The organism is Pseudomonas wayambapalatensis (assembly GCF_049942315.1).
Classification (GTDB): Bacteria; Pseudomonadota; Gammaproteobacteria; order Pseudomonadales; family Pseudomonadaceae; genus Aquipseudomonas; species Aquipseudomonas wayambapalatensis.
Map to the genome: position 1 here is coordinate 1 of NZ_JBNFMU010000197.1, position 25154 is coordinate 25154.

General features: G+C 59.5%; 18 protein-coding genes. 12 read left to right on the forward strand and 6 right to left on the reverse strand.

Annotation, left to right across the window (positions count from 1 at the left end; genetic code table 11):
* Positions 1–180 precede the first annotated feature (180 nt).
* The 5 genes from ACPZMI_RS15900 to ACPZMI_RS15920 all read right to left on the reverse strand — a co-directional run bounded on the left by ACPZMI_RS15900 (position 181) and on the right by ACPZMI_RS15920 (position 7136).
* Positions 181–915, reverse strand: a complete 735-nt coding sequence (locus tag ACPZMI_RS15900; RefSeq protein ID WP_426352615.1) for a YkgJ family cysteine cluster protein — start codon at positions 913–915, stop codon at positions 181–183.
* Complete coding sequence (locus ACPZMI_RS15905; RefSeq protein ID WP_426352616.1) at positions 912–1223, reverse strand: hypothetical protein; 312 nt, start codon at positions 1221–1223, stop codon at positions 912–914. Before ACPZMI_RS15905 ends, ACPZMI_RS15900 begins: the two co-directional genes overlap by 4 nt.
* Before the next feature lie 90 nt (positions 1224–1313).
* Positions 1314–2213 carry a chemotaxis protein gene (locus ACPZMI_RS15910; RefSeq protein WP_054892508.1) on the reverse strand — a complete coding sequence of 300 codons (900 nt, stop codon included), beginning with the start codon at positions 2211–2213 and terminating at the stop codon, positions 1314–1316.
* A 102-nt stretch (positions 2214–2315) separates the two neighbouring features.
* Positions 2316–4322, reverse strand: a complete 2007-nt coding sequence (locus ACPZMI_RS15915; RefSeq protein ID WP_426352617.1) for an autotransporter outer membrane beta-barrel domain-containing protein — start codon at positions 4320–4322, stop codon at positions 2316–2318.
* A gap of 342 nt (positions 4323–4664) precedes the next feature.
* A complete protein-coding gene (locus ACPZMI_RS15920; protein ID WP_426352618.1) occupies positions 4665–7136 on the reverse strand; it encodes an autotransporter outer membrane beta-barrel domain-containing protein in 2472 nt (823 codons plus the stop codon).
* 451 nt (positions 7137–7587) lie between these two features.
* Between ACPZMI_RS15920 and ACPZMI_RS15925 the strand changes: the two genes are divergently transcribed.
* On the forward strand, positions 7588–10386 hold the full coding sequence (locus ACPZMI_RS15925) for a hypothetical protein (RefSeq protein ID WP_426352619.1): 2799 nt from the start codon (positions 7588–7590) through the stop codon (positions 10384–10386).
* Between the two features lie 96 nt (positions 10387–10482).
* Here ACPZMI_RS15925 and norR read toward each other — a convergent pair whose 3' ends face one another.
* On the reverse strand, positions 10483–12033 hold the full coding sequence (gene norR / locus ACPZMI_RS15930) for a nitric oxide reductase transcriptional regulator NorR (RefSeq protein WP_186708091.1): 1551 nt from the start codon (positions 12031–12033) through the stop codon (positions 10483–10485).
* A gap of 229 nt (positions 12034–12262) precedes the next feature.
* On the opposite strand from norR, the gene ACPZMI_RS15935 reads away from it, so the two are divergent.
* From ACPZMI_RS15935 to ACPZMI_RS15985, 11 genes are all read left to right on the forward strand, one after another.
* Entirely contained in the window at positions 12263–14089 is a 1827-nt protein-coding gene (locus ACPZMI_RS15935) for a hypothetical protein (RefSeq protein WP_426352620.1), read from the forward strand.
* 218 nt (positions 14090–14307) lie between these two features.
* Positions 14308–15486: an NO-inducible flavohemoprotein gene (gene hmpA, locus ACPZMI_RS15940; protein ID WP_186668305.1), complete on the forward strand. Its 1179-nt coding sequence runs from the start codon at positions 14308–14310 to the stop codon at positions 15484–15486.
* A gap of 347 nt (positions 15487–15833) precedes the next feature.
* A complete protein-coding gene (locus tag ACPZMI_RS15945; protein ID WP_054892511.1) occupies positions 15834–16340 on the forward strand; it encodes a disulfide bond formation protein B in 507 nt (168 codons plus the stop codon).
* 556 nt (positions 16341–16896) lie between these two features.
* On the forward strand, positions 16897–17841 hold the full coding sequence (gene cyoA, locus ACPZMI_RS15950) for a ubiquinol oxidase subunit II (protein ID WP_186668304.1): 945 nt from the start codon (positions 16897–16899) through the stop codon (positions 17839–17841).
* A gap of 3 nt (positions 17842–17844) precedes the next feature.
* A complete protein-coding gene (gene cyoB, locus ACPZMI_RS15955; RefSeq protein ID WP_186668303.1) occupies positions 17845–19863 on the forward strand; it encodes a cytochrome o ubiquinol oxidase subunit I in 2019 nt (672 codons plus the stop codon).
* Positions 19864–19866: 3 nt separating this feature from the next.
* On the forward strand, positions 19867–20490 hold the full coding sequence (locus tag ACPZMI_RS15960; RefSeq protein WP_186668302.1) for a cytochrome o ubiquinol oxidase subunit III: 624 nt from the start codon (positions 19867–19869) through the stop codon (positions 20488–20490).
* Positions 20490–20822, forward strand: coding sequence for a cytochrome o ubiquinol oxidase subunit IV (gene cyoD, locus ACPZMI_RS15965; RefSeq protein ID WP_054892515.1), 333 nt, complete (start codon positions 20490–20492; stop codon positions 20820–20822). The genes ACPZMI_RS15960 and cyoD overlap by 1 nt, the downstream gene beginning before the upstream one ends.
* 11 nt (positions 20823–20833) lie before the next feature.
* A complete protein-coding gene (cyoE, locus tag ACPZMI_RS15970; protein ID WP_054892516.1) occupies positions 20834–21721 on the forward strand; it encodes a heme o synthase in 888 nt (295 codons plus the stop codon).
* A 120-nt stretch (positions 21722–21841) separates the two neighbouring features.
* Positions 21842–22969 carry a hypothetical protein gene (locus ACPZMI_RS15975; RefSeq protein WP_186708087.1) on the forward strand — a complete coding sequence of 376 codons (1128 nt, stop codon included), beginning with the start codon at positions 21842–21844 and terminating at the stop codon, positions 22967–22969.
* A gap of 159 nt (positions 22970–23128) precedes the next feature.
* Positions 23129–24337: an alanine transaminase gene (gene alaC / locus ACPZMI_RS15980; RefSeq protein WP_186708085.1), complete on the forward strand. Its 1209-nt coding sequence runs from the start codon at positions 23129–23131 to the stop codon at positions 24335–24337.
* Between the two features lie 200 nt (positions 24338–24537).
* Complete coding sequence (locus ACPZMI_RS15985; protein ID WP_186668298.1) at positions 24538–24921, forward strand: YkgJ family cysteine cluster protein; 384 nt, start codon at positions 24538–24540, stop codon at positions 24919–24921.
* Positions 24922–25154: the final 233 nt, after the last annotated feature.

Below are 25154 nucleotides of genomic sequence, written 5' to 3' on the forward strand. Positions count from 1 at the left end.
CGGGCTGCAGGGGCATGGGCTGCTGACGACCGGCGAAGCGCCGGTGTACTACGCCTTTATCGGGTTCTGAGCTGGAATCTGCGGTGCCCTTTTCGCGGGCAAGCCCCTCCCACAGGGGCTAGGACTGCTTTTTTTTGTGGGAGCGGGCTTGCCCGCGAAAAGGGCACCGCAGATTCCAGCTCAGAACCCGATAAAGGCGTAGTACACCGGCGCTTCGCCGGTCGTCAGCAGCCCATGCCCCTGCAGCCCGTCTGCCAGTTCGACATCTTGCACATGCACTGTCCATGGGACGAGCGCTTGATCGCTCGTCTGATCCAGCGCCGCGAGAAACGCCTGCATGTCTGGCAGCCAGGCGGTGAAACCGTTGCCCTTGAGCGCGCTGGTGGTCATGCCCAACGCCTGGCAGACCGCAACCTTGGCGGCGATGTCGTCGCGGTCGGCCTGGCGCGAGGCTTCGATCAGTGCGGCCAGTTGCGGATCGACGGCCCTGTTGCCGACGATCAGTTGCGGGCCTTGTTGCCAGGCTTCGGGTGGGCAATCCTTGGCTTCGACGCGCAGAGGCAGGTGCGGGTTGACCTCGGCCGGATAGATACGACAGACCAGCGGGCGTGTTTCATAGATGCCGCACAGGTTGTTGGCATCCAGGTTGCGACAGCGCCCTGGATTGAAGGCCGCGAAGGTCACCGAGACCCGCACCTCTGCACTTCCGCAAGGCACGGCGAGCGAACGGCGCAGCACATGATCGCGTTGCTCGACCGGCATGCCCGGGCCATCGGTGATGAAGCCTTCGATCAGCACCACGACCTGGCCGCCACTGGCAGCCCACTGGCGGGACTCGGCGAGCGTGAGCGGTACATGGTGGCCGGTGCAGCACTTGCCGCAGCCGGTGCAGGCGAAACGAATGCCGTCGCTCACTTGGCGCCTGGCTTCCATTCGGTGACGTAGGCTTGCTGCTGGGCGCGGTCGTACAGGCACAGTTCGGTGCCTGTCTGGTTCTTCATGTATTTTGGCTTGTACACGCCTTCGATCAGCAGGGCGCTATAGGCGGTGCGGTCGTCGAATTCAGCGGGCTTGCCCAGGGCGTGGGCGTCCTTGAACTGGCTGGCGGCCAGGCAGCGCTTGACCATCTGCTGGCGGTACTCGTTCCAGGCGTCGGGGCTGGAGGCCTGGGCAAGACCGCTGGTCATGGCGAGGGCAATCAGGGCAATGCGAAGAAGGGTCATAAGCGATACCGGCAAGAAAACCTCGGAAGGGGAGTGATTATGCCCGAGTCCTCCTCACCATCAAGTGAAGGCATTGTGTCGCCAGATGTATCAGCGCTCGGCGAAGCCGACCGCTCGCGCCGCGACGACGAGGCAGTCGGTCAGCTCGGGCGAGGAAAACTTGGTGAGAATCGCGTTGGCGCCTGCGACCTTGGCTTTTTCGGCGCTCATGGCGCTGTCCAGCGAGGTGTGCAGCAGCACGTAGAGGTGCTTGAAGTCCGGGGTCTCGCGCACGGTGCGGGTGAAGGCGTAACCGTCCATCTCGGACATTTCGATGTCCGACACCACGATGTTGATTTCCTGGGCGGTGCCCTGCAGCTCCAGCAGGACATTGATCGCATCCTTGGCGCTGCGCGCGGTATGGCATTCGACGCCGAGGTGGCGAAGGGTGTGCACCGATTGCTGCAGCGCCACCTGGCTGTCGTCCACCACCAGGATGTTGGCGGCGGCCAGCAGGCTGGCGTCTTCTGCGCTGAGCTCGCCGGGATGCGTTTCAGGTTCCGGCGGGGCGATGCCGTGGATGACCTTCTCGATGTCCAGCACCTGCACCAGCGTGTTGTCGACCCGGGTCACGCCGGTGATGAAGGAGCGGTTGCCCGAACCGTACGGCGGCGGCTTGATGTCGGTGCTCAGGCAATGGACGATGCGGCTGACCGCCTGCACGTGCAGGCCTTGGCGGGTGCGGCTGATGTCGGTGACGATCAGGCAGCCGCCATCGGGGTCGGCCAGTGGCATTTCGCCGATCGCCCGCGACAGGTCGATCACCGACAGCGAGTTGCCGCGCAAGGTCGCTACGCCTTTGACGTGGGGATGCGACTCGGGAAGCTTGGTCAGGGGCGGGCAGGGAATGATCTCGCTGACCTTGAGCAGGTTGATAGCCATCAGCTTGCCGCTGCGCAGGGTGAACAGCAGCAGGGACAGCGAGTCCGCGCGGGCATTTTGCGTGGCCATGGATAACCTTCGGGCATGTCGGAAAAGGGAGTGGATGCCGGGTTATCGGCCTTGGCCGTTCAGGCTTTAGGCAAAAAAGAGGGCCTTGCGGCCCCTGAAGGATTACCAGCTGTAACGCGCACCCAGGTTGACTCCCCAAGGCTGTTCGATGTTGTTGCCTTTCATGTAGTCGAAGCCTGCATTCACCTGCACCGTGTCGGTGACTTGCGCGGCCACACCTGCACCGAGCTCGATGCGGCTGCCCGACAGGTCGTTGTCGAACTTGTTGTCGTTGACCTTGACCTGATTGTTGCGAGCGAACTCGTGGGCTGCTGCGACCTTTACGTAGGGCTGCACGAAACCGCCTTTATCCAGTGGGAAGGTACGGCCGACATGGCTACCGACCTTGCCCAGGAAGGAGTCGGCATTGGCAGCGCTGGCGCGCATGCCGTTGTCCAGGTTGTAGCTGGCACCGTCGACCCACAGCGTGGACAGCTGGGTATAGGGTTCGACGAACCAGCCGTCGTCCAGCTTGATGTGCTTGCCGACTTCGATCGAGGCGCCGATACCGTTGTTGCTGTATTTGCCCTTGGCCTTGCGGCCATCGCTCATGCGCACGTCCGAGGTGTTCTGGAAGCGGTTTGCCTTGAGCAGTGCATCGATGTAAAGGCCATCGTCCGCCAGCCAGGTGCTGTACATGCCCAGATGGAAGCTGTCGACCTTGCCGGTGGTGCCGGCGGACAGATCGAGGTCCGAACGGCTGTAGCCGCCCGTCACGCCCAGCAGCCACTGGCTGCCGTTCGACGGCAGTGGCGCGTCGGCACCGAAGGAAATGCCCTGTTGTACCTGGTTGTAGTCGGCACCGGCGCCTGCAGATACCTTGTGCTTGTTGCCGTAGGTGCGCAGCCAGCCACCACCTTGGGTGTTGCCGTTGCGCAGCTCGCCCATGCGCGAGCGCAGGGTGGTTGCCTCGCCGTACCACACGGTAGGCGCGGCGCTGAACAGACCGGTGACCGTGCGTGTGCCCGGGGTGGTGGTGTTGCCCTTGCGTACCAGGAACCAGTCGTCGCCGCGCTGTTCCAGTTCGTAGGCGAAGGTGCCGAAGTCCACCTGGCCGCCGATCAAGTCGAATTGCGAGGTGCTGCCCTCGCCGGTGTGCACGACCTGATGGTCGATCACTGCGGCGTTCGGGTCGGTGCCGGTGCTTTCCACCAGCAGGCGATGTTCGCCGCTGGCCTTGCCGCTGACGTCGATGAAGTCGCCTTGGCCGGTGGCCAGGTCGGCGCCAAGCACGAAGGTGCCCGAGCCAGACAGCTCGCCCAGTTGCAGGCGATTGAAGCCAGTGCTGCCTCCAGGGCCGCGCAGGTTCACGGTGCCGTCCGAGAGGTTCAGCTTGTCGACGCTGGAATCGCCGGTCAGGGACCAGCTGGAGCTGGCATCGATCTTCAGCGAGGCGGCATTCTCGATGGAACCCGTCAAGCTGGCATGATCAGCCAAGCTTATATTCAAGGTGGAGTTCTTGTCGGCCACGATGTTGCCGGTCAGATGGCTGTTGTTGATCGCCGCATTGGCGCGAGCGCCTTCGCTAACCTCGAGAATCATGCCGTTACCGCCCGAAAGGGTGGAGCCGTTGTTGATTTCGATGTTCACGTCTTCATCGTCGATATGTCGGAGCACCTTGATAGCACTGCCTTCACGACCGATCACACTTGACTGGTCCAGTACCAGATTGGCCTTGGTTGCAGAACCATCTGTGACATCGGGCAGCATGACGATGCCATTGTTGTCGCCAGTGATGACGCTGCCCGCGCGAACAGATGCAGTGGCGCCGGCAATCACCAGACCGACTCCGCCGGCAATGGGGCCCTCTTCGTCAGCGCCTGCCAAGCCTTCGACGTAGGTATTGGCAAGGTCAAGAGTGGCGTTTTGGCTTATGTTGATACCGCGACCAGTGGCCTGGACTTTACTATTGGTGATGCGTGCGCTGGAGGCTTGTTGGTCGCCGGAGAGCGCAATTCCGATCAGCGAACGCCCTGGCCGAGATGGGTCGATGAAGGCTGTAATGGTGCTGGCATCTATCTCTGCATGGCTGTTGTACAGGCTGAGCGCGTTTTCGCCCACGCTGTGCACGCGGCCATCGTTGATGTTTACACGTGAATTGTCTGTAGCAAGGATTCTTCCCGTTTGAGCGCCGCTACTTACATTGAGGGTGTTCTGGCCGACTAGGTAGTAGCGATGCATCGGTGTGTCCCTGTTTACCTCACGGCTTTCGCCGGGACGCAGAATGACATCAGCCGCCATCGCTGTACTCGCGTATGCGCCAGCGCTCAATATTGCCAGCGTGGTCTTGAAAAACATGGAGATCTCCGGTCAAAAAAGATCTGAATTTGATCGGAGGTCTCGGAAGTTGTATGTAGGAATAGTCTGGGGTTAGGGTCGCGGCCGAGTGCACAAGCAGGCTGCTATTGGCCCTTACCAGGCTAGGTTGAATCCGATATTCATACCCCACGGTTGCTCGATATTCTTGCCGTTGCTGTAATCAAGGTCGACATGCAACTGCAGCGCATTTGCCAGCTGGATGGCTACGCCTGCGCCGAGCTCGCCTCGCCCGCCAGACAGATCATCATGAAAAGTGGTGCTGTTGACGCGAATATCATTGTTGCGGGCGAATTCGCGAGCGGCTGCCAGTTTTACGTAAGGCTGTACGTAACCACCCGATTGCAGGGCGATGGTTTTGCCTACATGGGCCCCGGCCTTGCCCAGCAATGAGTTGGCCTTGTTGCTCTTGAGCTCCATGCCATTGTCCATGCTGTAGTTTTCGCCGCTGACCCAAAGCGCGGACGCCTGGAGGTAAGGCTCGATGAACCAGTTGTCATCGAGCTTGAAATGCCGTCCGGCTTCGACGGATCCCCCGAAGCCATAATTGTTGTATTCACCTTTGGCCTTGTGCCCATCACTCATGCGCGCGTTAGCCTTGTTCTCGAAGCGATTTGCCTTGATCACCGCATCAATGTAATAGCCGCTGTCGGCCAACCAGGTGCCGTACACTCCCAGGTAATAGCTGTCCACTCGACCGTCACTGCCCAGGCGCATATTGAGCCGGGAGTCGCTGTACCCTCCCATGATACCGAGCAACCAGCGTCCGCTCTCGGTTGGCAGTGCCCTGTCGACACCTATGGAGACGCCTTGCTGCACTTGCTGGTAATGCACCTGGTCTGCCGCCGAGACACGATACTTGTTGCCATAGGTGCGCCCCCAGAAGCCACCTTGGTCGTAACCACCACGCAATTCGCCCATGCGACTGCGCAAGGTGCTGAGTTCCCCATACCATACGGTCGGGGCGGCGCTGAATACTGCAACGGCCATCTGCGTGCTAGGTGAGATGATCGGATCGTCCTGGCGTTGGGTCAGGTACCAGTCATTGCCCTGGCGCTCCAGTGAGTAGGAGAACGCACCGAGATCGACCAGGCCGTTATCGCTGAGGACCTTGAAGTTGGCATCGCCACCCTGGGTATGTACCACGCGTTGAGCGGTGCCTCCTGCTGTGGGATCTGCTCCGCTGTTCTGGATAGTCATGCCGTAGCTGCCACGCGCGAGGCCTTCGATGTTGACCAGGTCACTGCGACCAGCGGCCAGGTCGGTACCCAGAGCAAATGTCCCGGTGCCGTCGAGGCTGCTTGCCGTGAGCACCCGAAACTCGTCATTGCCACCCCGTAGATTCACCACACCACCTTGCAGGTTCAATGCTCCGACGTTCGAGCTATTGACCATGTCGAAGCGGGAGCGATCACCTATCTCGGTGGCTTTTGCATTGGTCACGGTACCCATCAGGCTTGAACCGTTGGCCAGGCTCAACGTGCCTGTGGCAGGTGAATCGTGAAGGATATTGCCGGTCATCCGGCTGTTGTCCAGCGCAATGCCGAGAACGTTGCTGACAGTCCCGGTCAGCGTTGCTCCATTGGCGAGGGTCAGCTCGCTGGCACTGCCAGGGCTTGTGCTGACACTGCCGGTCAGGTTGCTCGCATCCAGCGTCAATGCCGCGACGTTGGTGACATCACCCACGATGCTCGATTGTGCTGTCATGCTCACCGTTGCGCTGGAGCCGACTGGCTGGTTGATCGTGCCGTTCAGTGTGCTGGCAGCCATGGACAGGCTGCGGATGTTGTTCACATTGCCGGTCAGACTGGCGCCATTGGCCATGACTACATCCGCTGACGCATGAGCGGCCACCTGAATATCTCCGGCAAGGGTGCTGGAGTCGATAAGCAGATGCGCCTGAGTGACGGCTGCGGGCGCTTCATCGGGGAGACCGACCTGCAGCAGGATGCCGTTGGCGGCAGTTACGCTCGAGTTGTTGCGAATCTCGATCTGTCCCAGCATCGGATCGATACCAAGGTTGCTGACTACGATGGCGCTACCGCTCTGGGATATAAGGTTGGAGTGATCCACCACCAGTCGCGAATTCGCATGGCCATCATCCACTGCAAGCAACGCCGCAGCGATGTTGCTACCGGTTGCCGTGCTGTTTCTCAGAATCGCCTCTCCGCCGACCAGCGACATGCCAAGACCGCTGTAGACGATGAAGTCTGTCGGGTTGCCGGTACCGGTCAAGGTGGAGTCGATCAACGTTGCACTGCTGCTTCCCGAGACATTCAACCCACGACCGAAGCCGCTGATCTCGCTACCTTCCACCAAGGCGGTCGAAGTTCGGCCGTTGAAGACTAAACCGGTGGAAACCGAAAGCCCCATATCACCGGTGGAGGTCAGCGATGAGTTGCGGATAGTGCTTTGGCTCTCAATGAGATCAAGCGCCGCTCGACTGCCGCCTCGTACTGTGGCGCCGTCCAGCGTGACTGTGGAATCTGGGTCAGCATAAATGTCCAGCGCCTGCCCTCCGGGCTCGATGAGCAGTGTGGCGGCAGTCAGTGTCCAGCGTTCGCTCACGTCGCCGGCTCTTACGGTCGCCGAACCTCCCGCTGGAAGTGTGGCGGCATCAAGGGGGGCTGCGAGAAGGGCAAACAAGCACAGCACGCTTTGGATAGGCGGATTCTTGACTGAAATGCTTCCTTGCATTGGCTCATGCTCCAAACGGATAGGTTTCAACATCGCCCGGTGCCCGGTACACGTATTCCGAGCAGCGCATGCACTTGATATGAGAGCGAGTATAGAAGTCTGTTTCGAGATCGCACACCTGTTAAAAATGCTAGGTTACGGCGTTGAATATTCATGCTTGTATGTTTTTGCTGGTAGACAACGAATGGTGATGTGGCTGGGTCGTTCTGAGTCACGGGCGATATGTGTTGTCTCGTGGGTGAGAGCATGTTTGTTGTTTAAACGCTGCGCACTTGATATCAGGTAAATCAGATTGGGTGAGGGCATGAGCATGAACACAAGGATGAATATCAAGAGCCGCCGGCAGGGAAGTGTTGCACCGGCTGCGGAGATATTGCTCGAAGAAATGACTATTCCTAACCGTGACCCTGTCGGGGGACGTATACACAAAGATTTTCTGTCGGACGACGTGGAAGTTATTATTCCGCGGGCTCCAGACATGCGTCGTCAAGACAGTCTTGAACTGTATCGAAATGGTGAACCTTTCGGTGCCAAATACAGGTTGGCAGACCTGGGCTTTGATGATAATACGGTCACGGCTTTTTCTATTCCCTTTAAAGTGGCAGACTTTCCACCACCGGGTGCCGACGTCACGTACACGATGGATTACCGAGTTTTTGACCCTATTTCAGGTAGAGGTAATTTGTCTCTGCTCCCTATTTCGTTGCGTTTCGACCGGTTGGCGCCGGGTGGCGACAATCTCCCGGGTATCTTCTTTACCGGTGAACAGCTCAGGGGGATTACGGAAGCCGATATGGAGGGTGATCTATTAAAGGTCAAGATTGACCCTTATCACGATGGTGAGGCTGAGGACAAAGTCGAGTTATGGGTTTCCAACGTTGATGCCGAGGACGAGCGGTTCTACCTGACCCCGGCATTTGACGTTGCTGACCCGGTTAATATCCTGGATGTTCACTTCACCCGGGAACAGCTCACTGCCTTCGGTGGAAGCGGCAAACTCTATTTCGGTTACCGGGTAACGGATTGGTCAGGTAATGTCAGCAGTCTTTCAAGCACTACGGAGATCCCGGTCTATCTGGATCAACCGGGGCTGGCCGCGGCTGTAGTGCCGGCGGCTGCAAAGGGGCTGATTACCTATAATGATGCCACGCCCTTTATCGAGGTAGAAATACCCACTTACACAGTCGGTACGCCTGCCGCGGGGGATCTCATCACCCTGACCTGGGAGGGCGATACATTCCCTTATATCCTGCAGTCGGCCGACCTGGACAAAGACCCACTCACGATCATCCGGGTTCCCTACGCTACCGTCGCAAAGCGGCCTCTCGGGCAGACCACGATCAACTATTCTTTGAGGCGTGGTTCTGAGCCGGTTGTGCCTTCTCCCGATACCATTGTAAATATCAATCTTGAGTCACCCGGTGGTCCGGATCCGGATCCGGATCCGGAAACACCGGTTCATGAGTTAATCAGGCCTGCAGTACTTACCTGTGGTTCCAGTCCACCCAACACCATCCTGCCTGATGATTTTGGCAAAGCCGCCAGTGTAAAGATTTCCCGTGCCAGGGTTGGAGATAATCAGCCGATCTGGAAGATCGGCGACAGCATTCAACTGACCTATGACACGATCTCCGCGCCTATCGTGCCGACCGTGATCACTACGGCAAATGAAGGCAGCGATATCAGCATTGAGGTTCCGTTCGCCGATGTGATCGAAGCGGTCGGAACAGGCACACCGAAAATCTTCTTTGTCATTACCCGTGAGTTGGATTTGCCTGGTGGCGGTACTACCCCTGTAACGGCCAGATCTCCCGATCAGGAAGTCGTTGTCTCCGCCGGCTCGGAGCTGCCGGGCGGGACTACGCCGCTTCAGTTGGGGAGCTTCCCGGAAGCGATCGATCACCAAGAAAACCCAGGCGAGGTCTACCGACTCATCCAATACGACGTTGGCAGGAGGGATACGATGTTCCGAATTCCTCTGGCGGGTGTCGCCAACATAGAAATAGGACGCAACCCCAGACTGAGTTACATCTTCGAAGGTTTTAAGACGGGCAACAATGTCAAACCTCCGGAAAAACCATGGCCCCCGCTTCCCGGTACTCGCCTCGAGGCATCCAACGTGCCACTGACCCAAGCTGATCTTGACCAGGGATACTATGAGGTGCCCCTGCTGTACCGCACCCTGTTGCAGCGCATCTGCCGCAATGGTGCGGAATTGAACTACTCATTGATCAATGATCTGGAAATTCCGGTGCGGGCGCCTGTAGCCTATGTGTATATCGCAGTAAATGACGGAGGGGGGCAGTGTCTGCTAAGCTTTGCTGTTGATACGCAGATGACATCCTCCAGCTTTGGCGCAGGCGTACAAACGGCACTGCGCGAAGTGAGTAAAACCTCACGGATGAACGGTCCTCTGCAACCGCTCTCGATTCCTGGCCGCGATGCCGACACCGGTATCGTGCCTGTCGAATACCTGAAGAACGACTTGGTCGTTCAGATTACCAAGGCAGATGTCATGACCCCTGCGCATGAGCTCCGTCTGCTGCGTGACTTCGAGGGCTATGGCAGGCCTTACCGATTGACGACAGAAGAGTTGAACGATCCCGAAGTGGTTCAATTCGAACTGAATATCGAGCAGAAGGACTTTCCACGGGAGGGCGCCGATGAGACGTTCACGTTGGATTACGAGCTGTTTGATACCGTCACCCAAACGGGGGTGGTCGCCAACTTGCCGGTCAGCGTGCGTCTGGACCGCCGAGCGCCAGGTGGAAATGCCCTTTCCGCGTTGGGCTTTACCCCTGAACAAGTGAGGAACGGTATCAGGGATACCGATCTGGTCAATGACCGACTGGCCGTTAATGTTCACGCTTACTTGTATGGTGAACAGGGCGATAAAATCGAGTTGTGGCTGGGCTCGTCTGCGGACGAGGGGTTGGGCGAATATCTGGGCGTCAGCAGGGTGGTCGACGATCCCAGGGCGACTCAAGTGGTGTATTTCACACGCGCGCAGCTCTCGAATGGTTTGCGCTACTTTGGTTACCGGGTGCAAGACCAAGCGGGTAACTACAGCGTGCTGTCTCGCCTCATGGATATCGAAGTAGATATCACGCCAGCCCGTTAGTTGACGTTGTCCTTGCGCCTCTTTGCGGATACCGATATCGGAAGAGGCGCATTATTTTACCCGCCCTTGCCGGGCCGCATCGATGCACCGCGTGGCTCAGCGTAACTCGAGTCGACGAGCCAGGCGGCCGAGATTGGCCCGATCCAGGCCAAGTTCCCGTGCCGCTGCGGCCCAGTTGTATTGATGCCGTTGCAGGCAGTTATCGATCACTTGGCGCTGGTAAGCGTCGACGGCTTCGCGCAGACCACCCTCGGGCAACGGCAGGGCAGGCTCGATGGGGGCCAATGAAGCCGCCTTTGTCGGCAGCGTAGTGCGAAGGTCGAGGTCTGCTGCTTGCAGGGTGAGGATGCGCGGGCGTTCGGGGTGCTGACCGAGGGCCTTGAGCGCCGAGCGTCCGATCAGGTGTTCCAGTTCACGCACGTTGCCTGGCCAGTCGTAAGCCACTAGTGACGTCTGGGCTTCGCTGCTCAGGCGCAGGCTGTCCAGCCCCAGTCTCGAACGGTTTTGCTCGAGAAAGAAACCTGCCAGCAGCAATATGTCCCGTCCTCGCTCGCGCAGCGGTGGAACCTGCAGTGGGTATACGCTGAGGCGGTGGTAAAGATCGGCGCGAAAGTTCCCGTTGCGCACTTCGCTGGCCAGGTCTCTGTTGGTGGCGGCGATCAGGCGCACATCTACCTTGTGTTCGTGGTCCGAGCCCAGGCGCTGCAGTTGGCCGCTCTGCAATACCCGTAGCAGTTTGGCTTGTACCGACAGAGGCAGCTCGCCGACTTCGTCGAGAAACAACGTTGCGCCGTGGGCCAGTTCGAACTTGCCGCGCCGCTCGCCATGAGCGCCGGTAAAGGCGCCCCTGACATGACCGAACAGTTCGCTTTCGACCAGGGTATCGGGCAAGGCGGCGCAGTTGAGGCTGACCATTGGTTTGTCCGCACGCTTGCTGGCCTGGTGCAGTGCCAGCGCGACCAACTCCTTGCCGACACCGGTCTCTCCGGTGATCAATACGGTCAGATCGCTGCCTGCCACCAGGCGGATTTCTTCCAGCAAGTGCTTGTGCGCCGGGCTCTGGCCGATCAGTTCCTTGCGCTGGTCGTTGGCTTGTCGGTAGACCTCCGCGCGTTGCTGCTCGTCTTCCACGCGCAGGGCCAGCTTCTCGATGCGCTCGGCGACGGTGACGGTTGCCGCAGCGAGGCTTGCGAATGCCTGGAGGGCGCCGAGTTCAAGGCTCTGGAACCGGCCCGGGGTGAGGGCGTCAAGGGTCAGCAAGCCCCAGGGGCGTTCGTCGACCATCAGCGGGCAGCCCATGCAGTCGTGCACGTGCAGGTCTGCATCAATTGCAGCGACCAGGCCATCGTAGGGGTCAGGCAGTTCGGAGTCACTGGCAAAGCGCGTCGGCTCAGGCCGACTGAGCAGTATCTCGAAACGTGGATGCTCGCTGACCTTGAAACGCCGCCCCAGGGTGTCTGTCGACAAGCCGTCGACCGCAAGCGGCACCAGCCACTCTCCATCCAGGCGCAGCAGTGCTGCAGCATCGCACGGTAGCAGGCTGCGCATGGATTGCAGTAGGCGGCGATAGCGTTCCTGGTCCGGCAGGTCGCGAGACAGATCGCTGACCAGAGGCAGGAGGGCGGTGAGGAGGGGTTTTGCGAACATGCGGGTTTTCCGGAACGGCGTGTTGACCATACGGTCGGCGAGTTGTCGGGCTGACGTCAAGGTCCGCTTGCAGCGATGCAGCAGGCTGAACGGCAATCGGACCTGGTAAAACTGTCAGGTTACGGCTTCGCGTGCGGAGGGTAGAGTCGAGCGACGACTGCGGCCAGGGCGCTTTGTGCGTGTGCGGGAATGGTCGAACATCCTTTTCAACAGGCGAGGGTAATCTGCAATGACCAAACGAGAGATGTTCCTTGATCGGCTGCCGGTGTCGGCTCTGGCAGGTGAGCTGAATCCACTGGTCATCACTGACATGGATTCCGGAGGACCGCAACGCGATGGCCTGGGTTGGAATGAGTTGTCTGATCCAGAGCGTGTCGTGCCGATGTTGGCGAAGTTGCCCGAGGCGTATCGCCAGGGTGATGAGATCAGTCTTTTCTGGACGGCTACCAAGCCAGTTACGCAACCGCCGCAAGCCGATCCGTCTGAGGCTGCAGTGCAGTTTTACCTGTTGGATGCCGAAATGCAGGCGCGAGGCTGGTTGAGCTTCGGTGTGGTCAAGGGTGACCTGAAACTGCCAGCGGACGAGCAGATTCCCTATCCTTATTTCGGTTATTTCTATTACTCGCTGTATGACCCGATCTCAACATCCAGGCGCTACTCGCAGTACAGAGAGGTCTTGATCGACCTGCGTGTGCCCGGGGGGCTTGATCCCGATCCGGAAACGCCGGTCAACGAATTTCTTGTCGCGCCTTTAGTAACGCCCTCCACGATCGAATCCCCAACCACTCCGGTACGCGTTTCGATCGTGCCTTGGCGTTTCATGCAGCCGGATGACCAGGTCACCTTGATCTGGAGCGGTGTTCGTCATGTGGGGGCACGCCTGGGCGCAGGCGACGTAGGCAAGAATTGGGTGATTGATGTTCCGGCGGATGTGATAGAGAAGGGCGGAAGCGGCGAAGACCTGCGGGTCTACTACGAGATCCGTGACCGGGTGCAGAACTACTCGCGGCCGTCTCCATCGGCCTATGTAAAGGTCGAAGATCCCGATGCGCTCGCGGCACCTGAAGTCGAAAGTGCGGAGAGTCCACCCTACCAGCTGGATCTGGTGCCGTTGGCGGGGCAGGATGTGACCATCTACTTGCCGGACTATGTCGGTTATACGCCCGGCGATAGAGTCACGATGCATTGGGTCGGGCTCAGTGCCGGAAACGATGCAAGAGAAGTGCGTTATGACTGGCCCATCAGAACGATCACCGGCACACGCGACAAGATCTTCAGCCTGCCCTATCTCTATGCGGTGCTGGTGGTGAATGGCCTGGCCACTGTCTTTTATGAGTCGATACCTGCCGCTGGTGGTGCAGCCAGACCTTCTCGCCGGCGCTCGCTGACCATTGTCGGGGAGGGCATTGTGATGCAACGCCCGGACCTGGTCGAGGCAACAGGCGATGTCATCGATCTTGCCGACCTGACCACAGACAAGGTTCACGTGCGCATCCCTCTCTATCCTGGGCAAAGCGCAGGGGATGTCGTCACCTTGGCCTGGACGGCCAGGAGCGGTGGCAGCGGCGGCGCGACCTGGCGAACAGACCTGACCGTTCCTGTGGGGGGAGAAAAAAACGAACTCGTGTTCGAGGTCGATTTACCGCTACTGATCCCGGCGGTGGATGGCACCCTGACCTTGAGCTATTCGGTGCTTACCCCGGAATTCGGTATCACGCGATCTTCGCCCGAGCACGTCTACAGCGTTCTGGACAGTGCTGCAGTCGATTTTCCTGCACCGACCTGCGCTCAGGTGGAGGGCAGTGGTGCGGGCGCGTCGCTGCCATCGGATACCATCAACGCGATCATCGAGGTGCCGGCAAATGCTCCTCTGCGTGTGAACGACAGGGTCACGCTGCGTTGGGAGGCGGCTGTCGGCAATACCCCGCCTGCCTACACCGAGACCAAGACGTTCACCGGGTTCCCGTTCAGCTTCACTGTGGGTAACGCGGATATTCTGCCCTTCGAGGAAGTTGATGTATCGGTGACCTATTCGGTCGAGCGCAACGCTGCGTAATAGCGTTGGTCTTGTGAGCAACGGCCTGAGTCGGCGCATGTCTGCTGACTCAGGCCGTTGTCATTTAGACTCTATGTTGTCGATATGACCATGCTCGAGCATTGGTCATATTGACAATTTTATTTATAACTAATTGATTTATAATGTTTTATTTTTTGGCATCGTAATTGCGATGGTCTGGGTAACCATTCGAAGCCCAAGGCTCAGGAGTCACTGCAATGCTCAATGCCGACCAACGTGCAATCATCAAGGCCACTGTCCCGCTGCTCGAAAGCGGTGGCGAGGCGCTGACTACCCACTTCTACAAGATGATGCTCAGCGAGTACCCCGAGGTCCGTCCCCTGTTCAACCAGGCGCACCAGGCCAGTGGTGACCAGCCGCGTGCGCTGGCCAACGGTGTGCTCATGTATGCCCGCCATATCGACCAACTGGAGCAACTGGGTGGCCTGGTTGGTCAGATCATCAACAAGCATGTGGCCTTGCAGATCCTGCCCGAACACTACCCCATCGTTGGCAGTTGCCTGCTGCGCGCCATCGAGGAAGTGCTGGGCAAGGACATCGCCACCCCGGAGGTGATCGCTGCCTGGGGCGCGGCCTATGGCCAGCTGGCTGATATCCTCATCGGCGCCGAAGAGGGCCTGTACAAGGCCAAGGAGGAGGCCGACGGTGGCTGGCGCGGTGCTCGCGATTTTCGTGTGGTGCGCCGTGAGCAGGAAAGCAGCGAGATCGTCTCGTTCTACTTCGCTCCGGTCGATGGCAAGCCGGTACTCAAGGCCGAGCCGGGTCAGTACATCGGCTTGCAGCTGTTCATCGACGGTGCCGAGCAACGCCGCAACTATTCGCTCTCGGCATTGTGCGATGGTCAGCAGTACCGCATCAGCGTCAAGCGCGAGGCCGGGGGCAAGGTGTCGAACCATCTGCATGATCAACTGCAGGTCGGCGACACCCTAAAGCTGTTCCCGCCGTCGGGCGACTTCACTCTGGCGGCTGGCGACAAGCCGCTGGTACTGATCAGTGGTGGTGTCGGCATCACCCCGACCCTGGCGATGCTCGAGGCGGCGCTGCAGACCGAGCGTCGGGTGCACTTCATCCACTGTGCGCGCAACGGTTCGGTACACGCCTTCCGTGACTGGGTCGACGGTCTGGCTGCGCAACATCCGCAACTGCAGCGTTTTTATTGCTACGCCGAGGACGACGGCAGCCGGGATGCGAATGCAGTCGGCCTGCTGAGCCAGGATCTGCTGGCCGAGTGGCTGCCGCGTGAGCGTGACGTGGATGCCTACTTCCTTGGGCCGAAGGGCTTCATGGCGGCGATCCGTCGTCACTTGAAGGGGCTGGGGGTTCCGGATGCGCAGAGCCGCTACGAATTTTTCGGGCCGGCGGCTGCCCTGGAATGATCTACTGACCAGGCTGGCGTCTTCGCGGGCAAGTCGGAGGGGTTGGCCTGTGCATATATAAAGAAGGATGAACAACGTCCCGCAGCTTTCATCTTTAATCCTGCTTTAATCACTGTATCCTTCACTCCCGGGTGTCGAGGGGCTGGTCCCTGCGCGACGCCCGGGTAGCCGTTTTTTTTACCGGCCAAGGTTGAACCGATGTCGCCAACTCCGGTCACAGCATCTCCGGATAGCCCTGCGCAGCGCTGTCTCGCCGCTTCCTCGACACGCTAAGAGACCATCCCTGCGTGTAGACTTGCGCCAGGCAGGCGGAACACGCTGCCACCTATCCATCCAAGGAATCGGCAATGAACGAACAAACCCTGCGCCTGAATCGGGAACGGCGCTTCCTCGTGCTGTTGGGGGTAATCTGCCTCTCGCTGATCGGCGGCGCGCTGTACATGCAGGTCGTGCTAGGCGAGGCACCTTGCCCGCTGTGTATCCTGCAGCGCTATGCCTTGCTGCTGATCGCGCTGTTCGCGTTCATCGCTGCGGCCATGCCCGGACGACGGAGCCTGACCTTCTTCGAGGCGTTGGTCGTGCTCAGCGCAATTGGCGGAATCGTTGCGGCCGGCAACCATGTGTATATACTCGCCAACCCGTACGCCAGTTGCGGCGTCGATGTCCTGCAACCAATCGTCGACGACCTGCCCCTGGCGCGGCTCTGGCCCCTGGCATTCCAGGTCGACGGTTTCTGCACCACACCGTACCCGCCCATCCTGGGTCTGTCGCTGGCGCAATGGGCGCTGGTGGCCTTCGTCCTCACTGCCATCCTGGTGCCGCTGGGCATCTATCGAAATCGGCGCCGGGCTTAGACAAAAGTCCCGATTTGATGCAGGTCTATTGCACGGTGAGATAACCGGCAAAATTTCCCCAGAGACTGATCCTGATCAACGTTGAGCCCTTGTAATACAAGGGTTTCAGGGCTATCAAGCCGGGTGCGACAAACTGTCGCGAAGTTGATTTTTCAGCCAGGATTATTACAAATTCTGTAAAAGACTGTTGCTCAATAAGTCATAGTCAAGGGGGGGCGACCTATCTACAATCGCCCCCAATTTCCGTTCGGCACTGCTTGCGAGTCGCAGGATTGAAGGAAGCCCCAGCGCTCCTTTTGCTGACTTCGACAAGTTTCGCCCAACGGCGATCCGGGCGGACACCCCTCCGCGTTTTCCCGCACCAAATGGAATTGGTCTGAAGTACAGGCCTTTAGCCTAAGAAAACCCCAAGCTCGTCCATGCGCTCAACGCCCAGATCCAGCAGTCGGATCCCAGGCAGGCGCGGGTTCGAGCTCGAAATGCTAACGCTTGGCAGGACGAAGTGTTGGCGAACAAAACACATTGCATTGAAGCAAGCTGATCTAGAGGTCGTGAGATGAGTAAAAAGCGTTACCCCAGACTGTTTGGCATATTGCCCTTTTTAGGCATGCTTTTACTCAGTGGGTGCAACTGGACCCTGCTCGACCCGAAGGGCCAGGTCGGCATTGAGCAAAAGAACCTGATCCTCATCGCTACCGGCCTGATGCTGCTGGTCGTGGTGCCAGTCATCATCATGACCCTGGTCTTCGCCTGGAAGTACCGTGCTTCCAACAAGGCTGCCACCTACACCCCAGACTGGTCGCACTCGACCAAGATCGAAGCCGCGGTGTGGATCATCCCGATCCTGATCATCATCGCCCTGGGCTACGTCACCTACCACTCCACCCACAAGCTCGACCCTTATCGTCCGCTGGATTCCGATGTGAAGCCGGTGCAGATCGACGTGGTCGCCCTGGACTGGAAATGGCTGTTCATCTACCCGGAGCAGGGCATTGCCACGGTCAACAAGATCGTCTTCCCGGCTAACACCCCGGTCAACTTCCGCGTGACCTCCGACGCCGTGATGAACTCGTTCTTCATCCCTGCGCTGGGCGGCCAGATCTACGCGATGGCCGGCATGACCACCAAGCTGCACCTGATCGCCAACGAAAATGGCGAGTTCGACGGTATCTCCGCGAACTACAGCGGTGCTGGCTTCACCGGTATGAAATTCAAGGCAACCGCCACTTCCCAAGCCGACTTCGATGCATGGGTCGCGCAAGTGAAGGCCTCGCCGAAGAAGCTGGACAAGGCCGAATACGACGCCTTGGCCAAACCAAGCGAAAACAACCCAGTCGCGCTGTACAGCGAGGCTTCGCCTGACACGTTCCAGCTCATCGTCGACAAGTACGAAGGCATGAACCGTGGTCGTCCGAGCCACGAAGAAGCAGGCAGCAAAGACCTGGCCACTACCAAGGGTGTGGAAACGAGTATGCAACCAGCTGCCGGTGCAGAGGAGTAAGAGATGTTCGGTAAATTAAGCCTGGAGGCGATTCCCTATCACGAGCCGATAGTCATGGTGACGCTTGCCATGATCGCGCTCGGGGGCCTCGCCGTCGTTGGTGCCATCACCTATTTCCGCAAGTGGTCCTACTTGTGGACCGAGTGGTTGACCACGGTCGACCACAAGAAGATCGGGGTGATGTACATCATCGTCGCGATGGTCATGCTGCTGCGCGGCTTCGCCGACGCCATCATGATGCGTACCCAGTTGGCTGCCGCTACCGGCGGCTCCGAAGGCTACCTGCCGCCTGAACACTATGACCAGATCTTCACCGCCCACGGTGTGATCATGATCATCTTCATGGCGATGCCGTTCTTCACCGGCCTGATGAACCTGGCCCTGCCTCTGCAGATCGGTGCACGTGACGTTGCCTTCCCGTTCCTGAACTCCCTGAGCTTCTACCTGCTGCTGGCAGGCGTGCTGCTGGTCAACATCTCCCTGGGCGTCGGCGAATTCGCCAAGACCGGTTGGGTTGCCTATCCGCCACTTTCGGGGATCCAGTACAGTCCGGGCGTAGGGGTTGACTACTACATCTGGGCGCTACAGCTATCAGGCTTGGGTACGACACTGACAGGCGTGAACTTCCTGGTCACCGTCCTGAAGATGCGCGCACCTGGCATGAAACTGATGGACATGCCGATCTTCACCTGGACCTGCACCTGGGCCAACGTGCTGATCGTCGCTTCCTTCCCGATCCTGACCGCCGCACTCGCTCTGCTGACCGTTGACCGTTATCTGGACTTCCACATCTTCACCAACGAGCTTGGTGGGAACCCGATGATGTACGTCAACCTGTTCTGGGCCTGGGGTCACCCTGAGGTGTACATCCTGATCCTGCCGGCGTTCGGCGTGTTCTCGGAAGTAACCTCGACCTTCTCCAGCAAGCGTCTGTTCGGCCACCACGCGATGATCTACGCATCGGGTGCCATTGCCGTACTGGGCTTCGCGGTCTGGCTGCACCACTTCTTCACCATGGGTGCCGGCGCCAGCGTCAACACCTTCTTCGGTCTGGCGACGATGCTGATCTCCATTCCGACCGGTGTGAAGCTGTTCAACTGGCTGTTCACCATGTACCAGGGTCGCGTGCGTTTCACTCCGCCGATGCTCTGGACCCTGGGCTTCATGGTCACCTTCTCCATCGGTGGCATGACCGGCGTACTGCTGGCCGTTCCGGGTGCTGACTTCGTACTGCACAACAGCCTGTTCGTTATCGCCCACTTCCACAACGTGATCATCGGCGGCGCGGTGTTCGGCTACATTGCCGGCTTCGCCTTCTGGTTCCCGAAAGCCTTCGGTTTCACCCTCAACGAGAAGTGGGGCAAGGCGGCATTCTGGTTCTGGCTGTCCGGTTTCTACGTGGCCTTCATGCCGCTGTACGCGCTGGGCTTCATGGGTATGACCCGTCGTCTGAACCACTCCGACAACCCACTGTGGGAACCCTACCTGTACGTGGCCGTGGTCGGTGCGGTGCTGATCCTGTTCGGTATCGCCTGCCAACTGATCCAGCTGTACGTATCGGTTCGCGACCGCAACCAGAACCTGGACGTCACTGGCGATCCATGGGGTGGCCGTACCCTGGAATGGTCGACTTCGTCGCCACCTCCGTTCTACAACTTCGCCCACATGCCTGAGAAGGTCGGCCTGGACGCCTGGCAAGAAGCCAAGGAAGCCGGTGTCGCCTACAAGGTGCCGGCCAAGTACGAAGCGATCCACATGCCGAACAACACCTCGACCGGTCTGTTCATGGGTCTGTTCCTGACCATCTTCGGCTTCGCTTTCATCTGGCACATCTGGTGGCTGGTGGGTGCGAGCCTGGTAGCAACCATCGCGGTCTTCGTTCGCCACGCTGCACGTGACGATCAGGGCTACATGGTTCCTGCCGAAGAAGTGGCGCGCATCGAAGGCGAACGCCAGCGGGCCCTGCAGCTTGCCGGTGTACCTACCGGTGGCGCACGTGTCGAAACCTTTGAACGGGTGTAATCAATGTCCAGTCAAGTAATTCACGGCGATGCGCATGGTCACGACCATGGGCACGACGATCACCACCACGACTCGGGCCAGATGACCGTCTTCGGTTTCTGGCTGTACCTGATGACCGACTGCATCCTGTTTGCGTCGCTCTTCGCCACCTACGCGGTGCTGTCCGGCAGTTTTGCCGGCGGCCCGTCGGGTCATGACATCTTCCAGCTCGACTTCGTGCTGGTCGAAACCGCGTTCCTGCTGCTGTCCTCGATCACCTTCGGCTTCGCCATGCTGAAGATGTTCGCCGGTAACAAGGCAGGCGTACTGGGCTGGTTGGCTATCACCTTCCTGTTCGGTGCAGGCTTCATCGCGATGGAAATCTACGAGTTCCATCACCTGATCGTTGAAGGCTACGGCCCGCAGCGCAGTGGTTTCCTGTCGGCGTTCTTCGCGCTGGTCGGCACCCACGGCCTGCACGTGACCTCGGGTCTGATCTGGATGGCCATCCTGATGTACCAGATCAACAAGCACGGCATCACGCCGACTGCCAAGACCCGCATGAGCTGCCTGAGCCTGTTCTGGCACTTCCTGGACGTGGTCTGGATCTGCGTCTTCACCGTCGTCTACCTGCTGGGGGTTCTGTAATGGCTAACGCACACGACACTCACCACGAAGGTAACCACGGCAGCGTGAAGTCCTACATGATCGGCTTCATCCTGTCGATCATCCTGACCGCGATCCCGTTCGGCCTGGTGATGTATCCGACCCTGCCGAAGAACCTGACCGTCCTGATCGTGGTGGCCATGGCTGTCATTCAGGTCGTGGTGCACCTGGTGTACTTCCTGCACATGGACCGCTCGAAAGAGCAGCGCTCCACTGTCTCGACGTTCCTGTTCACCGCTCTGGTAATCGCACTGCTGGTAGGCCTGTCGCTGTGGATCATGTTCAGCATCCACTACGAAATGTTGGCCAAGTGAGGTAAGACTGCATGTCCGTGAAGCACTTTATCCAAATCACCAAACCGGGGATCATTTTCGGTAACGTGCTTTCCGTGGCAGGCGGTTTCTTCCTTGCCGCGAAGGGCCATGTGGATTTCGCCCTGTTCCTGGCGGTGGTGGTAGGTACTTCGCTTGTGGTTGCGTCCGGTTGCGTGTTCAACAACTGCATCGACCGTGACATCGACCAGAAGATGGAACGTACCAAGAACCGTGTCATGGTTCAGGGCGGCATGTCGCTGCCCCTCGCACTGATCTACGCCACCCTGCTCGGGGTGGCGGGTTTCAGCCTGCTGTATGTCCAGGCCAACCCGCTGTCGGCGTTCTGTGCGTTGATCGGCTTCGTGGTCTACGTCGGCTTCTACAGCCTGTGGCTCAAGCGCAAATCGGTGCACGGCACCCTGGTCGGCAGCCTGTCCGGTGCCATGCCTCCGGTGATCGGCTATTGCGCAGTGAGCAACAGCTTCGACCTGGCAGCGGTCACGCTGCTGGTGATGTTCAGCCTGTGGCAGATGCCGCACAGCTTTGCCATCGCCATCTTCCGCTTCAAGGATTACAGCGCAGCCAACATCCCGGTCCTGCCGGTGGCTCGCGGTATCCTGGCGGCGAAGAAGCAGATCGTGCTGTACGTGCTGGCCTTCGTGCTCGCCACGTTGATGCTGACGCTGGGTGGGTACGCCGGTCTGGGTTACCTGGCCGTCGCAGCCGCCATGGGTCTGTACTGGTTGTACATGGCCTGGGGTGGCTACAAGGCCGAAGATGACAGCAAGTGGGCACGCAAAGTGTTTGGCTTCTCCATCCTGACCGTCACCGCGCTGAGCGTGATGATGTCGGTGGACAGCCAGACTGCTGCCGACGTGCTGATGACCTACGCACGCTGAAGCCTACGCGCATTACAAGAACCCGGCCTTTGGCCGGGTTTTTTATTGGTAGATTTTCCGTCTGCGCGCTGGTATCCGAACGCACTAGTTTGAGCTTCCAAGTCATAAGGAAGCATCCAAATGAGTGTTTTTACCGTCTATTTCTGCGGAACCGGCTCCCACCGTTTCGATCACAACAACCCTAATTTCTGGAATGGCGAGCTGATCGCCACGCTGGCCAACCATACCTTCGGCAGGGAGTTCGTCGACTGGATCGCAGTCGATGGCCCAGGCAGTGGCAACCTGCAGGACGATGCCTTGTTCGTAGACGACGGCGACTACTACAAAGTGACCGGCACGCTGTTCGGCAAAGGTTGGGATGAGAACGTGCGGCATGCCCTGCAGGTCATCAAGGGCAAGAGTACCTGGGCCCGCACCAAGCTCACCGAGCAGCAATACCAGAACCTGAAGAGCGCTGGCATTCCAATTCCTGATGCCGAGGCCGGTGGCTCGTGGTTCTGGCGCACCTACGACTATGGTGATCGCGCGGTGACCCCCCAGGCCTTGCAAGAGCAGATGATCAGGCAACTGCGCAAACCGTTGATCCCGACCACGGTCAACCTGGTGGGGTGGAGCAGGGGCGGAATCAGTTGTCACATGCTCGCCAACGCAATGGCGCAAGATCCGGAGCTGCGTGATGTGAAGGTCAACATCTTTGCCATCGATCCGGTGCCGGGGGTAGGTAACCTGAAGTCTGAGCGCGTGCAACTGGGAGCCAACGTGAAGGAGTACGTGGGGTTCTATGCGCGAGACGAGCGATCCAAAGGGTTCGCCTGTGTGGTGCCTGCCACAGCGTACGGTACACGTGTCAGCGTACTGCCGATGCCGGGCCGCCATGCAACGCTGGTGGGCAATGCTTCGATAGACGGCGCAGGTTCTGGCAAGGCACTGCCTGAGCCGGGGATGATCGTGCGGCACTTCGCGGAGGTTTGCCTGAAGCGTTGGGGCGTAAAGCTGGACAAGTGTCTGGAGTTGGACGATGCGGGGCTGATGACCTATCACAAGACCATCGATGCGAACGATGAGCTTTACCGCGCCATGCGCAAGAAGTCCTATACCGTACTGACCGAAGGCACTGCCGATGAGCGTATGGTTCATCGCGGCAGCATTGCCACGGAGTTCAGCCAGGTGCGTGGCGAGCACCTGGACCCCAGCGATGGGTTGAGTATCCAGCGTTTCGACCTGCACGCCTACAAAGCCCTGCGCTGAGTTCTTCGACCCACCAGCGGGTAAGTCTCGCTGGTGGGCGGCGAATCTATCGACAGCCCCTTTACAACGCCGGGGCAACCAGACTATTTTCTGCTTCGGCCACCGCAGTGGCCAACGTCGCTCGGACGGTTCCGGGCGCTTACGTCTCTCGAGGAAAGCATGGCCAACCCAGGTTCGCCGCGCCGCTTTGCGCGCATCGATCGTCTCCCCCCCTACGTCTTCAACATCACTGCCGAGCTCAAGATGGCGGCACGCCGTCGTGGCGAAGACATCATCGACCTGAGCATGGGCAACCCGGATGGCGCGACCCCGCCACACATCGTCGAGAAGCTGGTGCAGGTCGCCCAGCGTGAAGATACCCACGGCTATTCCACCTCGCGCGGCATCCCGCGACTGCGCCGCGCCATTTCCAACTGGTACAAGGAACGCTACGACGTCGAGATCGACCCGGACAGCGAAGCCATCGTCACCATCGGCTCGAAAGAGGGCCTCGCGCACCTGATGCTCGCCACCCTCGACCATGGCGACACGGTGCTGGTACCCAACCCCAGCTACCCGATTCACATCTACGGGGCTGTGATCGCCGGTGCCCAGGTGCGCTCCGTGCCGCTGGTGCCGGGAGTGGACTTCTTCAATGAGCTGGAGCGGGCGATCCGCGAATCGATCCCCAAGCCGAAGATGATGATCCTGGGCTTCCCCTCCAACCCGACCGCGCAGTGCGTGGAATTGGACTTCTTCGAACGAGTGGTGGCCCTGGCCAAGCAGTACGACGTGCTGGTGGTGCACGACCTCGCTTACGCCGACATCGTCTACGACGGCTGGAAGGCGCCTTCGATCATGCAGGTGCCTGGCGCCAAGGATATCGCGGTGGAGTTCTTCACCCTGTCCAAGAGCTACAACATGGCGGGCTGGCGGATCGGCTTCATGGTCGGCAACCCCGAGCTGGTCAGCGCCCTGGCGCGGATCAAGAGCTACCACGACTACGGCACTTTCACGCCGCTGCAGGTGGCGGCGATTGCCGCGCTGGAAGGTGACCAGCAGTGCGTGCGCGACATCGCCGAGCAGTACCGCCAACGCCGCAACCTGTTGGTCAAGGGGCTGCATGAGATGGGCTGGATGGTCGAGAATCCGAAAGCCTCGATGTACGTCTGGGCCAAGATCCCCGAAGCCTATGCACACCTCGGCTCGCTGGAGTTCTCCAAGAAGCTGCTGGCCGAGGCCAAGGTCTGTGTCTCGCCCGGTATCGGTTTTGGCGACTATGGCGATGACCATGTGCGCTTTGCCCTGATCGAGAACCAGGACCGCATCCGCCAGGCCATCCGCGGTATCCGTCAGATGTTCCGCGCCGACGGGCTGACCAGCAAGTAAGCCCCAGGCGTCAAGCCGCAAGCCGGTCTGCGATGGCAGGCCGATTGCGGCTTTTGCCTGCCACGGTCGGCATGGCGCTCGAGGGCTGCGACCAGCGGCCGTCTTTTTTTCATTTCCCCTCTATCCAGCCGCTCGTGCTTGGATTAAAAATGGCGCCGCGAGCGCCCGCTCGATAACAACAACTTCCCTTCCTGGCCATCATGTCCGAACAGAACCCTTGCCTGACCTGCGGCGCCTGCTGCGGCTACTTTCGTGTGTCTTTCTTTTGGGGTGAATGCCAGTCTTCGGGCGGGTTGGTGCCCGACGATCTGGTGGTGCAGATCAATCCGACCCGCGTGGCCATGATCGGCACCGACGCCAAGCCTTGCCGCTGTATCAGCCTGGAAGGCGAGATCGGCAACAAGGTGGGGTGCACCATCTACGAGAATCGTTCCAGCCCCTGTCGCGAGTTCGACGCGTCGTGGGAGAACGGCGTGCACAACCCCAGCTGTGATGACGCCCGTGCCGCCTATGGCCTGCCACCGCTGACCCCGCCTGGCGCCAACGAACCGCACTGGCCTGACGATGGGGCAGAGGTCGCCTGAACGGCCAAACACATCACGTTTTGCCCACCGGACATGACCGTTCGTCGGTTGGATCCAAGCGACACCCTGCTGCAGCCCGCGAAATACGTGCTGCCTCGAGAAAGTATTAACACCATTTGACCGTCCCCGCGTCCCTTCGCGCCTGCTCGCCAGCGGCTACACATTCCCAACAAGGAATCATGTAGCCATGGTCAGGTGTTTCGTCGTCGCGTGTTCGACTAACCGGCAACATA

What these genes read in the sequence shown, in the direction of transcription:
- ACPZMI_RS15975 (WP_186708087.1), top strand. Translation starts at nt 21,842, where the DNA reads ATGAGTGTTTTTACCGTCTATTTCTGCGGAACCGGCTCCCACCGTTTC.
- ACPZMI_RS15985 (WP_186668298.1), top strand. Translation starts at nt 24,538, where the DNA reads ATGTCCGAACAGAACCCTTGCCTGACCTGCGGCGCCTGCTGCGGCTAC.
- cyoE (WP_054892516.1), top strand. Translation starts at nt 20,834, where the DNA reads ATGTCCGTGAAGCACTTTATCCAAATCACCAAACCGGGGATCATTTTC.
- cyoD (WP_054892515.1), top strand. Translation starts at nt 20,490, where the DNA reads ATGGCTAACGCACACGACACTCACCACGAAGGTAACCACGGCAGCGTG.
- cyoB (WP_186668303.1), top strand. Translation starts at nt 17,845, where the DNA reads ATGTTCGGTAAATTAAGCCTGGAGGCGATTCCCTATCACGAGCCGATA.
- norR (WP_186708091.1), bottom strand. Translation starts at nt 12,033, where the DNA reads ATGTTCGCAAAACCCCTCCTCACCGCCCTCCTGCCTCTGGTCAGCGAT.
- ACPZMI_RS15945 (WP_054892511.1), top strand. Translation starts at nt 15,834, where the DNA reads ATGAACGAACAAACCCTGCGCCTGAATCGGGAACGGCGCTTCCTCGTG.
- ACPZMI_RS15910 (WP_054892508.1), bottom strand. Translation starts at nt 2,213, where the DNA reads ATGGCCACGCAAAATGCCCGCGCGGACTCGCTGTCCCTGCTGCTGTTC.
- cyoA (WP_186668304.1), top strand. Translation starts at nt 16,897, where the DNA reads ATGAGTAAAAAGCGTTACCCCAGACTGTTTGGCATATTGCCCTTTTTA.
- hmpA (WP_186668305.1), top strand. Translation starts at nt 14,308, where the DNA reads ATGCTCAATGCCGACCAACGTGCAATCATCAAGGCCACTGTCCCGCTG.
- ACPZMI_RS15905 (WP_426352616.1), bottom strand. Translation starts at nt 1,223, where the DNA reads ATGACCCTTCTTCGCATTGCCCTGATTGCCCTCGCCATGACCAGCGGT.
- ACPZMI_RS15925 (WP_426352619.1), top strand. Translation starts at nt 7,588, where the DNA reads ATGAATATCAAGAGCCGCCGGCAGGGAAGTGTTGCACCGGCTGCGGAG.
- ACPZMI_RS15935 (WP_426352620.1), top strand. Translation starts at nt 12,263, where the DNA reads ATGACCAAACGAGAGATGTTCCTTGATCGGCTGCCGGTGTCGGCTCTG.
- alaC (WP_186708085.1), top strand. Translation starts at nt 23,129, where the DNA reads ATGGCCAACCCAGGTTCGCCGCGCCGCTTTGCGCGCATCGATCGTCTC.
- ACPZMI_RS15960 (WP_186668302.1), top strand. Translation starts at nt 19,867, where the DNA reads ATGTCCAGTCAAGTAATTCACGGCGATGCGCATGGTCACGACCATGGG.